This window comes from Neorhizobium alkalisoli (assembly GCF_007829835.1).
Lineage (GTDB): Bacteria > Pseudomonadota > Alphaproteobacteria > Rhizobiales > Rhizobiaceae > Neorhizobium.
In genome coordinates, this window is sequence record NZ_VIWP01000006.1 from 389,297 (window position 1) to 403,279 (window position 13,983).

Below are 13,983 nucleotides of genomic sequence, written 5' to 3' on the forward strand. Positions count from 1 at the left end.
AGGATAAAGACAGGAAAGGCCATCCCTCGGGGCGGCCTTTCTGCGTTGGCGGCAGCACGATTGAAGAGGCGCGGGCAAGGTTTCCGCTCAAGACCGTCAGGTTACAAACGGCATGATATCCACGCCATCGCCCGGAAAGACGGTGATATGCGGGTGGTCCTGGAACAGTTGAGCTGCTGCCTCAGCGCTTTCGACCTCAACAATCAGGTAGCCACAGATCGCATTGGTGGCACTGGCAATGCCGGCCTTGGTCACACGCGTCGTCTTGCCCACCATTCCGCCGCGATCGAGGATGACGGCGGCATTTCTCTTTTCCCACTCTGCCCATTCTTTGACGCCGGCGGTGTCGATGGCATCCTGTTCGGTTTTGGGCAGGTTTCGAAAGGACGCGAGATCTTCCGGCTTCATCGTATAAACGGCAAGAAAGCGGGGCATGAGGCGGGATCTCCATGGGGGTTGGAGCTTGCCAGCTTACACGCTTCACGTTGGAAATCACGCGGCTGTGGGATTTGGGAGATGCGGGACGGGGCTTTGTAGGATTGTAAGGGGTTGCGGTAGCGGCCGCAATCGGCCCTAACCAGTCATGCTGAGTATGGCTGAACAGGTAGCCAAACTCACCAATCAACGCAATTTCGGTTTAGAACGAGATTTGTGTGAAATCGTGCATTCTCATGATCATCATGGCGGTCAATTCGCACAGAGCCCTTTCTTTTAGGTCACGGCGTTTTCGGTGCTCCCCCAAAATCGCGTTCTAGCAGTTCCAGCGGCATCTCCACCCAGGCCCATTGCTCGCCGTTCCATCGCGCCACCCCATGCTTGCGATCGAAATAGACGAGCGTGTCGCCGAAAGCCTGAATCTTCAGGGGAACTGGAACATTCTGATTGATCGACGGGGAATTCAGCACCGGCTTCACCACATCAAGCTTGTGTCCATCGAAACGGCGCAGGCCGTTGTCAGTGGCCATATAGAGCGTTGAAGCGCGGCGGGCAGCGGCGAACAGGGTCTCCGTATCGCCATGGAGGCCAAGTGTTTCAAAACTGCCATCGCTTCGGCTCCTCATGATCAGCCCGTTGACGCCGAGCACCCAGACGCGGCCATCCTCGTCGCGATAGAGACCGCTGATCACGATATCCTGCGGCACGGAACGTTCCGTAAAGCTGCCATCGCGATATGTGTATAGCCGCTGCTGGCGCGATCGCGTGCTGCGCTCCCCTTCGTCTTTATCCATCAAGGCCAGGAACTGCTCCGGTGTCATGTTTTCCCAGCGTTTCGGATCGAGATCCGCGGCCGTCGTCTCGGAAGCCGGCCGCTGGAACGCTTCGATCAGCAGGCCGCCATCCACCGCAATAGCCCTGCCGAAATGTTCGGCCTCATAGCCGGCATCATGGGATGTATCCGCCGAGATGCGCTGCCAGTCGCCCAGTCCGTCGCGTTGATAGAGCTGCCGGCTGTTGCCAACGACATACTGGCGCGCCTCATCCACAACGAGAGCATGCACCGCGCCGAAACCTTCCGCATCCGCGCTCAGCACCCCGGCTCCCGGTATCTTTGACCACTCGGCCCGATCCTCCCTGACGACATAGACGTCACCCTCGTTGCTGAGAGAAACGGGAACGAAGCCTTCGGAGCCACCGATGTCCAGATAGGCGACATCGACGATCTCGCGACGAACGTCGGTTCGGCTCCAGGGCTGCGGGAACTGGCCGTCATAAGAGATGATCGCCGTGAAGGGATCGTCATATTCGAGTTCGCCGAGGCAGATGGTGAAATGGTCGGCGTCCAACGCGACGGCTGCTTGCATTGTTGCGGCCCATTCGTTGCCATACATAAGGAATATCCTCTTCTCGGCATCGCCGGTCGGTAGCGGCCGTTCCTTGATACGACTGGGCGCTGCAAGACCGGTGTTAGGCCCTAGCACTCCAGCAGCCTAACCCTTGATCTCTTTCACCACGAAAGGCGAATGACCGCAATCGGCGCAAACCAGCCGAAGCAGAAGCATCCTTCCGCCCTGCAATTCAACCCCAAGTACAATCTCGCATAGGCCATTCCATATATAGCATTGGCCTCGGCATTGGTGGCCTCCTATACGGCATACCGCCATCAGCCCTCGCTTCATGGCATTCAAAGGCCGGTTCTTTCGTGTGGGGAAGAGCCGGCCTTTTTATTGGTTGCTCCAAGCTTTCAGATCGTGCCGAACATCAGTGAGCGATGCAGGCCGGCGCCTGCCAGGTTGCCGTCGCCGACGGCAAGCGCGACCGAGGCCATGGGGCGAGCGGCGTCACCGCATGCGAAAACCCCGGGCATGCTGGTTTCCTTCATCGGATCGGTCCTGATCACCGAGCCGACCGGGCCTTCCTCCATGTCGAGTTTTAGATGCGCTGCGATCGGGCTCGCGAGTTCAAAGGGAGCGAGCGCAAAAAGTCCGGCAAAGGAAAGCGTGCGGCCATCGGCAAGTTTTATATCGGCATGGTCGGTTATTGCCTCGATCGGGCTATGCTCGATCGTGACGCCGCGTGCGGCAAGTGCCGCAAGCTGTTCCGCATCCGGCACGAAGGCATTGTTGACGAGAAATGTCGTTGGCCCCCAGTCGGGCAGCATCAGGCCGTGATGCATCGAAAGCGCCGATGTGGCGATGACGCCGATCCGGCCCCGGTTTAATTCGTAACCGTGGCAATAGGGGCAATGAAAGACGCTTTTGCCCCAGCGCTCTTCCAGTCCCTCGAGCGCCGGCAGAATGTCCCTGACGCCGGTCGCAAGCAGCAGGCGTCGCGCGCGATATGTGTCCTTGCCGGCGGTGACCTCGAAGGCTGTGCCTGCGGGATCCGTTTCCTTGAGGCGTCGGGCAGTATCGGCGCGGGCTGAGAGCCAGTCGATTGTCGGATATTCCATCACCTGGGCGCGGGCATCCGCCGCGATGATGGCAGGGTCGATGCCGTCCTGGGTGAGAAAACCATGAGAATGGCTGGCGAAGCGGTTTCGCCGCTTGCCCTCGTCGATGATCAGCACCTTGCGGCGCGCGCGGCCGAGCTGCAATGCCGCCGACAGGCCCGCATAACTGCCGCCGATGATGATGACGTCGTGAATGGTGTCGCTCATGAGGTTCTCCTTTTCGCAACAACATAAGTGGCGTGAATTGCCGGAGTCAATGGTCATGATACTTTTGTTGTGACATGTGTTTGGTGCCTGTGTTAAGCTGGCGGCATCAAGGCGACGGAGTGGAAGGAATGGATCCATGAGGCATGACAGCCGGCTTTCGCGCATGCTGCATGTGCTGATCCATATGGGCCGGCACGACGGGCCGATGACCTCGGAGATGATCGCGCAGATGCTCGACGCCAATGCGGTGGTGATCCGCCGCACCATGTCCGGCCTGCGGGAGAATGGATATGTCCGTTCGGAAAAAGGGCATGGCGGTGGCTGGAGCCTGGCGCGTCCGCTGAAAGAGCTGACGCTGCTCGACATTCACCGGGCGATCGGTGAGCCATCCGTCTTTGCGGTCGGACCCGCTTATGACATGCCCGGATGCCCAATCGAGCAGGCCGTCAATGCCACGCTGAAGAGCGTTTTCGATGATGCGGAAAAGCTGCTTCTCGAACGATTTGCGAATGTGACGCTGGCGGATATCGCCGGAGGTTTTTCGCCTGTCGTGACTGCCGGCGCAGGAGAGCGCTGCGAGGCCTGATCGGACCTCAGGGTTGTTCGAGCGTCTTCTCGAAAAACACGCGGTTAAAACCGTTCTCGGTCCGTCGGCCGGTCTCGACATAACCAAGGCGGGGATAGATCGACAGGTTTTCGATCATCTTCTCGTTGGTATAGAGCTCGACCGCCGCAAGGCCGAGACGGCGGGCCTCGTCTTCGCAAAAGCCGATCAGCGATTTGCCGACACCCTTGCCGGCTGCCGACGGCATGACCGCGACATTTTCCAGAAACATGCGGCCATTTTCCGGAAAGAAGACGATAAAACCCTGGAAGGCACCGTCATCCGCTGCCGAGACATGGACTTCGCCGGCCTCGATCTGGGCGGCGAAATCCGCATCCATCGGCGCCGGCCGTTTTCCGATCGCTTCGATATAGCGGGTATAGGCGCTTTCGGCGCAGGTTCTGATATCGCTTTCGTCCGCCTCGACTGCCGGTCTTATCATGGCATGTTATCCCCTCTGGCTGACGGGATATCAGCACAGCACTGCCGATGCGGCAATCGGATAGGGCTCAGGATTTGGCAGCGCTGGCTTGTCTATCCGTCGCCGGGCCAACGCCGACGGCCGGCCGACTGGCGGGCAGATGCGCCCAGCGTGGACGCTCGAAGAGGAATTTTCCGATGCTGGTCAGCTGGATCAATCCGTAGAGAATGACGGAGCTTGCGATCGAGGCAACCATCACGAACGTGCTGATAATTCCGATATCGGCGATGATGCCGCTCTTTAGCGCCAATGCCCTCGAAAGCGACATCGGGATCGTGAAGAAGAGATAGACGACCAGCGAATGTTTGCCGAGCCAGGTGAGCCAGGCCATGAACCGGAACTGGACGGCAAGGCCGGCTGCGACACAGAGCGCCAGCGTGCCGATGACGGCCAGAAGAAAATGCAGGCCGGGAAGGGCCGCGAGCCCCATCTGCATTCCGACCGGCTCGACGACATAACCGGGCGAAAAAACGAGAAGACCGTTTATGAGCGCCCAGACGACGAGCCCGATCGACGCTGCGGCCGGATTGTGCTGGGCGCGATCGACCAGCGCCAGTACGGCGGGTGCTGCCAGATAGCCGAGATAGAAGAAGACGAAATAGGCGGCAAACTGGGTGAGGATGTAGCTTTCGGAATGCGGCGACCAGAGCTGCAATGCGATCGCCACGGGAAGCGTGACCCAGGCGGGAACGGCAGAATCATAAAGCAGCTTCGTCACGAGGCCGAACAGCGCGAGCAGATAGACGAACCAGAGAACGCCATAGGGCTGGATCAGCGCAAAACCGATGCCTCTCACCGTTCCGATGGGATCAGCGTCATAGATCCCGACTTTCAGGCCGATCATGATCGCGACCCAAAGAATGTAGAAATAGAGATAGTGGACGACCCGGCGATCGGCGAAACGCAGGAAGGGCCGATCGATGACCTGCGACAGGAACAGGCCCGAGATCAGGAAGAATTCCGGCATCCGGAATGGCGTGGCAAAGCCGATGATATAATGCAGGAAGCCGACCCCTCCCGTATATTCTCCGGTATTGTAGGCCGCGTACATCATCACGACGAGCAGGATCGATATCCCTTTGGCGGCGTCCACCCATGCCAAGCGAACGGTTTCTTGCATGCCGCACCCGTGCCTTTCTGTCGTTTTCGAAATGATGCCTGACAAATCGATGTCCGGTCCAATTCTGGCCCGGCCTTCTCCCGCCTTCCATAGAAGGGCGATTATATTAGCAGGCCGTTAAAATGTGTGCCGATGACGCCGATGTGATTGACTATCCGCAATTTGCGGCCGCATTCACCCCACCGATACTGGTGATCAGGAAATCCGCCAGCTGCCGGCATTCCGGCGAGAGTTTCGGGCGACCCTTGACCAGGGCGAGTTCCGTATCCGGCTGGGGTTCGAAGCCGGCCTCGGGGGCGAGCGGCAGATGTTCGGGCAGAACCGCGTCTGCGGGAAGGAGGCTGATACCGAGGCCGGAGGCGACGGCGGCCTGAACGCCCATCAACCCCTGGCTGGCATAAGCGACATGCCAGCGGCGGCCCTGTTTTTCCATGCTGTTGATGGCGCGGTCGCGATAGATGCAGCCGGACGGGAAGAGGGCGAGGGGCAGGGGATTTTGGGATGTGCCGGGATCTGCATCATGGCTTCGGGTACGGCTGCCGACCCAGACGAGCTTTTCCGGCCAGCTGGCAAGGCAGGCGCCATCACCCGGCTCACGCTTGATCAGCGCAAGATCGATTTCGCCGGCTTCGAGCAGGCGTTTCAGTTCGACGCTCCAGCCGCTTACCGTATCGAGGCGGATCTGTGGTGAAGCGCCGGCAAAGCCGGTGAGGAGATCAATCAGCCGACGACCGGCAAAATCTTCCGGTACGCCGAGCCGGACGGGTTTTGGCTGCGGTTTGCGGGCAAGCGCATCCACCGCCTCTTCCGCGACGGCCAGCAGGCGTCGGGCATAGCTGAGCAGGAGTTCGCCTTCTTCCGTCAGCCTTATGCTGCCGCTCGATTTTTCCCGCAGCAGAAGCGTGTGGCCGATCGTGGTCTCCAGCTTTTTCACCTGCTGGCTGACCGTCGACTGGGTGAGATGCACCCGTTCGGCCGCGCGGGTAAAACCACCCGTATCGATGACGGCGGCAAAGGTGCGCAGGAGATCGAGGTCGAACGGCAGAGTCATTCGGATTTCCAATATGGTGGATTTTGATATTTAATTTCTCAATGATGCCTTTCGCTGTCAATATGCCAACCAGCAACAGACCAGCGGAGACATTCCAAGATGACGAACGATGCGACCGGCCTGAACGGACAGAAGCCGACATGGCTGACCTTCGATTGCTACGGCACATTGATTCAGTGGGACGAGGGGCTTCTGGCGGCGATGGATGCGATCCTCTCTTCGAAAGGCGGTGGTATCGACCGGGATGCCTTCATCAAGGTCTATGATCATCATGAACATGCGCTGGAGCAACAAAGCCCGCATCGGACGTTCAAGGCGGTAACGGCAAAGGCGCTGGAACTGGCGATGGTGGAATTCGGGCTCAGCTTCGATCCGGCCGATGCGGATCTGATGACCAGCTCAATCGGCCGGATGCCGCCTTTCCCGGAAGTGGTCGAGACGCTTTCCACTCTGAAGGCGGCCGGTTTCCGGCTGGCAATCATCTCCAATACCGACGATGCCATCATTGCCGGCAATGTCGCACAGCTTGGCGGCGTCATCGATCGGGTGATCACGGCCGAACAGGCGCAAGCCTACAAGCCGTCGTCAAAGATCTTCCGTCATGCCTGGTCCACGCTCGGCATCGAGCCGGCCGAACTCGTGCATATCTGCGCAAGTCCGCATCTGGACCTTGCCGCGGCGCGCGAACTGGGCTTTCGTACGGTCTGGGTGGATCGCGGCACCGGCCGCAAGCCGCTGCCGGATTACCGGCCGAATGTCGTGGTGCCGACGCTCGACAAGGTGCCGTCGCTGTTTGCAGCTGCCGGCTGGATGTAAAACGACAAAAAGGGAACGACGCGGATGGCGCATGAACTCAATCTGGTGAAGGGCGGCCCGGCTGTCATTCGTAACCTGCCGCTCGATACGCCGGAAATCTGGCAGGCGCGCGTCGATCTGGCCGCCTGTCTCAGGATGGCGGCGCGGTTCGGGCTGGAAGAGGGGATCTGCAACCATTTTTCCGCCGTCGTGCCGGGACACCCGGATCTCTTCATCGTCAACCGGCTTGGTTTTGCCTTTGCCGAGGCGACGGCGTCTTCACTGCTGATCTGTGACTATGAGGGCAGGGTCATCCTCGGCGATGGTGTGCCGGAAGCGACCGCCTTCTTCATCCATGCCATGCTGCACAAGCGCATGCCGCGGGTCGGCGCTGCCTTCCATACCCATATGCCTTACGCGACGGCGCTCAGCATGGTCGAGGGAGACCCCTTCGTTTATGCCGGCCAGACGTCGCTTAAGTTTTATGGTCGCGTCGCGGTGGACGAGAATTACAACGGGCTCGCGCTCGACGAGACGGAAGGCGATCGGATCGCGTCCGTTATCGGCGACAAGGATATCGTCTTCATGCGCAATCACGGCGTCATGGTCTGCGCGCCGAATATCGCCGAAGCCTGGGACGATCTCTATTATCTGGAACGGGCTGCCGAAGTGCAGGTCAAGGCCATGTCGACCGGGCGCAAGCTGATCCCGGTGCCGGAGCATATTGCCATAGAGGCGGCAAAACAGATGCGCGAGGGCGACCCGGAAAGTGCGCGCATGCATCTCGAAAGCCTGCGCCGCGTGCTGGATCGCGAAGCGCCGGAATATCGGACCTGAAAATCAAGAAGATCATTGCGGCGCGTCGGCTCAAATAGGGCCGGCGCGCGAAAAAATCAGATGAGGGTGCGATCGGTTTCGCATTCGTCGCGGGCTTCGTCGAACTCGTCGATATGGGCTTCAGCGAAGGCGAGGAATTCCGGATCTGTGATTTCCGCGATATTCTGGGGCATGCCGTTGTCGCGGATCAGGGTTTTGAAAATTCCAACCAGTTGGGCAGTCTTGTCTTCTGACATTGCAGTTACCTTTGCGGATGAGGATTGAACCTCCCATCCTCGAGATAAGGACACAATTACTGCGACAAAATGACCGATCACGGGTTTATGATCATATGCTCACGGAGTGATGATCGGGATATCGTGCGGTGGCATGTGCTCCATTGGCTTCCTTGATCGTGGGAGCCCAGCTGCGCAGATTGAGGCGTCGTTTCCTCCAAGCGCCAAAACCTTGTTCATGCTCCTTTAAAACCACAAAAAGCGCTCCCATATCTCCCTCGAAGCCGAGTTATTCGGCGGGGCTCGCCTGTTGAGGGAGCTCAATCTCAAATCATCGGCCTGTGCCTTATCAAGGGCAGGACGGTACTAGGAGGTAAGACATGAACATCGAGAAATATTCGGAACGCGTCCGCGGTTTCCTCCAGTCGGCGCAGACCCAGGCGCTTTCGGCCGGCAACCAGCAGTTCACCCCCGAACATGTGCTGAAGGTTCTGCTCGACGACGATCAGGGCATGGCGTCCTCGCTGATCGAACGTGCCGGTGGCAGCGCCAAGGAAGCGCGCATCGCCAATGACGCAGCGCTTGCGAAACTGCCAAAGGTCTCCGGCGGCAATGGCGAAGTCTATCTTTCGCAGCCGCTCGCCAAGGTTTTCACGACGGCAGAAGACGCAGCCAAGAAGGCCGGCGACAGCTTTGTCACCGTCGAACGCCTGCTGCTTGCGCTTCTGATCGAAAGCTCGGCCTCGACTGCGGCGACCTTGAGAAAGGCCGGCATTACCGCGCAGGGCCTCAACCAGGTCATCAACGATATCCGCAAGGGCCGCACCGCCGACAGCGCCAATGCCGAACAGGGCTTTGAGGCGCTGAAGAAATATGCGCGTGACCTGACGGCGGAAGCCCGTGAAGGCAAGCTCGACCCGGTCATCGGCCGCGACGACGAAATCCGTCGCACGATCCAGGTCCTGTCGCGTCGCACCAAGAACAATCCTGTCCTGATCGGTGAACCCGGCGTCGGCAAGACGGCGATCGCCGAGGGTCTGGCGATCCGTATCGTCAATGGCGACGTGCCGGAAAGCCTGAAAGACAAGAAGCTGATGGCGCTCGATATGGGTGCCCTGATCGCCGGCGCGAAATATCGCGGCGAGTTCGAGGAACGCCTGAAGAGCGTGCTGAACGAAGTGCAGTCGGAAAACGGCGACATCATCCTGTTCATCGACGAGATGCACACGCTGGTCGGAGCCGGTAAGTCGGATGGCGCGATGGATGCGTCCAACCTCTTGAAGCCTGCGCTTGCCCGCGGCGAGCTGCATTGCGTCGGCGCGACAACGCTCGACGAATACCGCAAGCATGTGGAAAAGGACCCGGCACTCGCTCGCCGTTTCCAGCCGGTCATGGTGGATGAGCCGACCGTCGAGGACACGATCTCGATCCTGCGCGGGTTGAAGGAAAAATACGAACAGCATCACAAGGTTCGGATCTCGGATTCGGCCCTGGTTGCTGCTGCGACGCTTTCCAACCGTTACATCACCGACCGCTTCCTGCCGGACAAGGCGATCGACCTGATGGACGAAGCTGCCTCGCGTCTTCGCATGCAGGTGGATTCGAAGCCGGAAGAACTCGACGAACTCGATCGCCGCATCATGCAGCTGAAGATCGAGCGGGAAGCTTTGAAGCGCGAGACCGATGTCGCTTCGGCCGATCGTCTGCTGCGGCTTGAAACCGAGGTGACCTCGCTTGAGGAACAGGCGGATGCGCTGACGGCCCGCTGGCAGGCGGAAAAGCAAAAACTCGGCCTTGCCGCGGATCTGAAGAAGCAGCTCGACGAAGCTCGCAATGAACTGGCGATTGCCCAGCGCAGGGGCGAGTTCCAGCGTGCCGGCGAACTGACCTATGGTGTCATCCCCGACCTCGAAAAGCGGCTTGTGGATGCGGAAGCCAAGGATGGTTCCGCCAATGCGATGGTGCAGGAAGTCGTGACGCCCGATGCGATCGCGCATGTCGTCTCCCGCTGGACGGGCATTCCGGTCGACAAGATGCTGGAAGGCGAACGCGAAAAGCTGCTGCGCATGGAAGACGAGTTGGCAAAGTCCGTCGTCGGCCAGGGCGATGCGGTGCAGGCGGTCTCGCGTGCGGTGCGTCGTTCGCGGGCAGGCTTGCAGGATCCGAACCGGCCGATCGGCTCGTTCATCTTCCTCGGCCCGACCGGCGTCGGCAAGACCGAACTGACCAAGTCGCTCGTCCGCTTCATGTTCGACGACGAGACGGCCATGGTTCGGCTCGACATGTCGGAATATATGGAGAAGCATTCGGTGGCCCGCCTGATCGGCGCACCTCCGGGTTATGTCGGGTATGAGGAAGGTGGCGCGCTGACGGAAGCCGTGCGGCGCAAGCCCTACCAGATCGTGCTGTTCGACGAGATCGAGAAGGCGCATCCGGATGTGTTCAATGTTCTCCTGCAGGTGCTTGATGACGGGCGTCTGACGGATGGACAGGGCCGCACCGTCGACTTCAAGAACACGATGATCATCATGACCTCCAATCTCGGGGCGGAATATCTGACCGGCTTGCGCGAGGACGAGGATTCGGAAAGCGTGCGGGAGCAGGTCATGAACGTGGTGAAGGCCTCGTTCCGGCCGGAATTCCTGAACCGCGTCGACGAGATCATCCTGTTCCACCGCCTGAAGCGGAACGAAATGGGCGCGATCGTCGATATCCAGCTGCAGCGCCTGCTGAAGCTGCTGTCGGAACGCAAGATCAATCTCGATCTCGCACCGGATGCGCGCGAATGGCTGGCCGAAAAGGGCTATGATCCGGTCTATGGTGCCCGTCCCTTGAAGCGGGTGATCCAGAAGTTCGTTCAGGATCCGCTCGCCGAGCAGATCCTGGGCGGCCAGATCCCGGACGGTTCGACCGTCGCGGTCACATCCGGTTCGGACAGGCTGCTGTTTCGGGTGCGGCGTGAGGTCAGCGAAGCTGCATAAGCGTCAAATCTGATATGAAACGAAAGGCCGTCCCTCGGGGCGGCCTTTTGCATGAGGAGGGGAGCTCGTCCGCTCTAGAGAAACTGGCCAGTTCCTGAAAGCGTCTCTTCGCCCTTTCGCGCTGTCCAGCTATTGCCGCCGGCATTGCTTTTCAGCTCGAATGTCCAGCCGGTATCCATATCGATCAGCACGGTCATTTCCTCGTCGGTATAGGTGAAATCCGCGCTCCATTCGCGACCCTTGTGATCGGCGACGAAGCGGGCTTCCGGAGTTTCAAGCAGCGAAGGATCGTAGGGAAAGCCGTTAAAGACGCAATCATTAGGGCCGGGCGGCGGCCAATCGCCTTCGTGGCTGGCAAACAGGATGAAGCCGAGATCTTCCTCGTCTTCGGTCATGATGGCAAAGCTCGTCACGCGGTATTTCCCTGATCCGTTTCCGATCCGGAAAATTATAGGGCGTCGGGAGGAAAAGCCGATGCCGGCTTCAGGGCGAAGCCGAGTTTATCGGCTCGCCACTTCGTCCGGCTTCGGATTGTTCAGGAGAGCGTCGATACGCTTGCGCTCGTCTTCGAAACGCGCAAGCGCCTTGCCATCGAGCGATTTCCCGCCCGGCAGGCGCACCTTCATCGGGTCGACCTTGGTGCCGTTGACGATCAGCTCGTAATGAAGATGGGCGCCGGTCGATTCACCGCTGGTGCCGACATAACCGATCACCTGGCCCTGCGTGACCTTTGCGCCTTCGCGCACACCCGGAACGATCGAACTCTGGTGGTTATAGGAAGAAACATAACCATTGGCATGGCGGATCAGGGTCTGGTTGCCGTAACCGCCCGAATCCCAGCCGGCCTTTTCGACAATGCCATTGCCGGCCGCGATGATTGGCGTGCCGCGCGGGGCGGCCCAGTCTGTGCCGGTATGCATGCGCGAATATCCGAGCAGCGGATGGCGGCGCATGCCGAAGCCGGAGGTCATGCGACCGTTCGGCAGGGGATTGCGGAGCAGGAACTGGCGGATGCTGCGGCCGTCCTGATCGAAATAATCGACATTGTCTTCGTCATCGGGATTCTGGAAACGATAGAAGCGGGTCGTCGTGTCGCCGAAATGGGCATTGACGTAAAGGAGTTCGCTGTCCTTGGTCGCCTTGCCCTTCTCGTCGCCGACCGAGAAGAATGCTTCGACAGCATCCGTCGGCCTGAGCTGCGCCTGCAGATCGACATTGCTGGCAAGAAGCTTGACCAGAAGTGCCGTCATTTCCTTGGTCATGCCGTAGGAAAGCGCTGCGCGATAGATACCGTCATAAACGTCTGGCAGTTCGCGGCCCGCAACCGCCTGGGCCGGCTGATCGCTGAAGGCGGTGGCGACGGCGTCCAGCATCTGCGGCTCGCTGCCGTCGATAAAGCGGCCGTGGTCGTCGGCTGCGACCGTCAGCTGATGCTGGCCCTTGCGATAAAGGCTGGCACGCACGACCAGAACCATCTGGCCTTCCTGGATGACGCCGATACGCAGCACGTCGCCGGGCGCGACCTTGTTATCACCGATGCGCTGCGACAGGTAGCCGGAAATTTCCTTGGCCTTGGTGTCGGGATAACCAACCGCAGTCATTGCCGTGGCGATCGAGGTCGGCTGCCGGATCGGGATGATGTCGTCGGCATATTCGCGGGTATGGGACGTGATCGGTTCCGGCGTCGAAACCGACATGTTCTGTTCGACGACACGCGCTGCGAGGCCCGATGTGATGTCGACATTGTCGTCATCGGAAGAGAAGCGCTGCGGATCGACATAATAGAGGGCGGAAAGCTGGGCATTGCCGGCGGTCAGGACCGAACCGTTGGAGCGGACGTTTTCCTCGACCTCTTCAAGGGTCATCGGCGTCGCATAGGCGTAGGTATTGCCCTTGGTCGGGAAGGGAACGGTTTGCAGGCTGACTTCGGATTCGACATTCGAGCCGTAGATGACGCCGGTGCGGTTGGCCGGCGGTGGCGGCGTCTCGCTGGAGGCGAAGATGTTGAGCGGATCGAAATTCGGATAGGCTTCCGGTGCAACGTGATTGACCGCAAGGTTCATCTTCACATGGGCGAAGGGGCGGCGGCGCACCACTTCCTTATTGCCCTGATGGACGACCGTGGAAACCTCCATGATCTTCCGGTCGGTCGGCATGGCGACGATATTGCCGCCGAGCAGCCGTTTTCCGCGCGAGGCCATGTCGTCATGGCCCATCAGCGAGGCGGAGGTCGAGGCTTCTGCAGGGGTTGCCAGCTGCTGGCGGCCGTCCAACGCTGCAAACAGCGCGACGCCCATCAGGATAGAAGAGGTAATGCCGGTGAGAAACGTGCCGGACAGCCAGCGCAGTGAAATCTCACGGCGATCCGGCGCGCGACGGCCGTCGGCGAGGATCGGCGGCTCGTTGCCAAGCGAGCGTATCATGCTGCGGGCCGTCATCATGCAGTCTTAGCCAGTCCCTTGATACTCGTTATTGCCGTAGACAGCGGTATCATGCTGCCTGCGGGACCTTGGGCCAAACATGTGCCCGTTTCAGTGAGGAGAGTCAAACCCGGATGCTCACGTGTGCACGCGTGCTATATATGGGCTGAACGACCCCGTCCTGTGTTGGTCATTCCATGCGAATGTGAATTTGTCGGGGCGGATTTGGGGCAGGAGCGGTGATCCCCCGGTTTTCCGGCTTTTGGTGCCGGTTTTCGTGGTCCGTGTTGTGGAAAACGATAATTCTCTTTTGAATTCAGTGATTTGTCGTTTTTTTGCAGTTTTATGAAACTGTGCTGTTGACGCTTGGTAGGGTTGGATC

The 13,983-nt window shown here is 59.6% G+C and carries 13 protein-coding genes; 4 read left to right on the forward strand and 9 right to left on the reverse strand.

Translation table 11 applies throughout. The features are described from left to right. Nucleotides 1–96: 96 nt before the first annotated feature. The 3 genes from FHW37_RS23485 to FHW37_RS23495 all read right to left on the reverse strand — a co-directional run bounded on the left by FHW37_RS23485 (nt 97) and on the right by FHW37_RS23495 (nt 3,097). Nucleotides 97–435, reverse strand: a complete 339-nt coding sequence (locus tag FHW37_RS23485) for a hypothetical protein (protein WP_145640758.1) — start codon at nt 433–435, stop codon at nt 97–99. 281 nt (nt 436–716) lie between these two features. Beyond that, nucleotides 717–1,829 carry a hypothetical protein gene (locus tag FHW37_RS23490; RefSeq protein ID WP_145640760.1) on the reverse strand — a complete coding sequence of 371 codons (1,113 nt, stop codon included), beginning with the start codon at nt 1,827–1,829 and terminating at the stop codon, nt 717–719. 353 nt (nt 1,830–2,182) lie between these two features. Then, the gene (locus FHW37_RS23495) at nt 2,183–3,097 is read right to left on the reverse strand and encodes an NAD(P)/FAD-dependent oxidoreductase (protein ID WP_145640762.1); all 915 of its coding nucleotides are present in this window, start codon (nt 3,095–3,097) and stop codon (nt 2,183–2,185) included. Between the two features lie 136 nt (nt 3,098–3,233). Between FHW37_RS23495 and FHW37_RS23500 the strand changes: the two genes are divergently transcribed. Further along, complete coding sequence (locus FHW37_RS23500) at nt 3,234–3,683, forward strand: Rrf2 family transcriptional regulator (protein WP_145640763.1); 450 nt, start codon at nt 3,234–3,236, stop codon at nt 3,681–3,683. A gap of 7 nt (nt 3,684–3,690) precedes the next feature. Here the strand turns inward: FHW37_RS23500 and FHW37_RS23505 are convergent, their stop codons facing one another. The 3 genes from FHW37_RS23505 to FHW37_RS23515 all read right to left on the reverse strand — a co-directional run bounded on the left by FHW37_RS23505 (nt 3,691) and on the right by FHW37_RS23515 (nt 6,353). Beyond that, nucleotides 3,691–4,143 carry a GNAT family N-acetyltransferase gene (locus FHW37_RS23505; protein ID WP_145640765.1) on the reverse strand — a complete coding sequence of 151 codons (453 nt, stop codon included), beginning with the start codon at nt 4,141–4,143 and terminating at the stop codon, nt 3,691–3,693. Nucleotides 4,144–4,210: 67 nt separating this feature from the next. Further along, nucleotides 4,211–5,302: an acyltransferase family protein gene (locus FHW37_RS23510; RefSeq protein ID WP_145640766.1), complete on the reverse strand. Its 1,092-nt coding sequence runs from the start codon at nt 5,300–5,302 to the stop codon at nt 4,211–4,213. Nucleotides 5,303–5,453: 151 nt separating this feature from the next. Beyond that, nucleotides 5,454–6,353 (reverse strand): LysR family transcriptional regulator, encoded by a 900-nt coding sequence (locus FHW37_RS23515; RefSeq protein WP_145640768.1) that lies wholly within the window; start codon nt 6,351–6,353, stop codon nt 5,454–5,456. 99 nt (nt 6,354–6,452) lie between these two features. On the opposite strand from FHW37_RS23515, the gene FHW37_RS23520 reads away from it, so the two are divergent. Together FHW37_RS23520 and FHW37_RS23525 are read left to right on the forward strand one after the other, a co-directional pair. Beyond that, nucleotides 6,453–7,169, forward strand: coding sequence for a haloacid dehalogenase type II (locus FHW37_RS23520; RefSeq protein WP_145640769.1), 717 nt, complete (start codon nt 6,453–6,455; stop codon nt 7,167–7,169). 24 nt (nt 7,170–7,193) lie between these two features. Further along, entirely contained in the window at nt 7,194–7,985 is a 792-nt protein-coding gene (locus FHW37_RS23525; RefSeq protein WP_145640771.1) for an aldolase, read from the forward strand. Between the two features lie 56 nt (nt 7,986–8,041). On the opposite strand, the gene FHW37_RS23530 is transcribed toward FHW37_RS23525, so the two are convergent. After that, nucleotides 8,042–8,221 carry a hypothetical protein gene (locus tag FHW37_RS23530; protein WP_145640773.1) on the reverse strand — a complete coding sequence of 60 codons (180 nt, stop codon included), beginning with the start codon at nt 8,219–8,221 and terminating at the stop codon, nt 8,042–8,044. Between the two features lie 359 nt (nt 8,222–8,580). Between FHW37_RS23530 and clpB the strand changes: the two genes are divergently transcribed. Further along, on the forward strand, nt 8,581–11,181 hold the full coding sequence (clpB, locus tag FHW37_RS23535) for an ATP-dependent chaperone ClpB (RefSeq protein WP_145640775.1): 2,601 nt from the start codon (nt 8,581–8,583) through the stop codon (nt 11,179–11,181). 74 nt (nt 11,182–11,255) lie between these two features. On the opposite strand, the gene FHW37_RS23540 is transcribed toward clpB, so the two are convergent. Both FHW37_RS23540 and FHW37_RS23545 read right to left on the reverse strand, forming a co-directional pair. Beyond that, nucleotides 11,256–11,594 carry a hypothetical protein gene (locus tag FHW37_RS23540; protein ID WP_145640776.1) on the reverse strand — a complete coding sequence of 113 codons (339 nt, stop codon included), beginning with the start codon at nt 11,592–11,594 and terminating at the stop codon, nt 11,256–11,258. 87 nt (nt 11,595–11,681) lie between these two features. Continuing rightward, entirely contained in the window at nt 11,682–13,622 is a 1,941-nt protein-coding gene (locus tag FHW37_RS23545; RefSeq protein ID WP_145640778.1) for a M23 family metallopeptidase, read from the reverse strand. Nucleotides 13,623–13,983 lie beyond the last annotated feature (361 nt).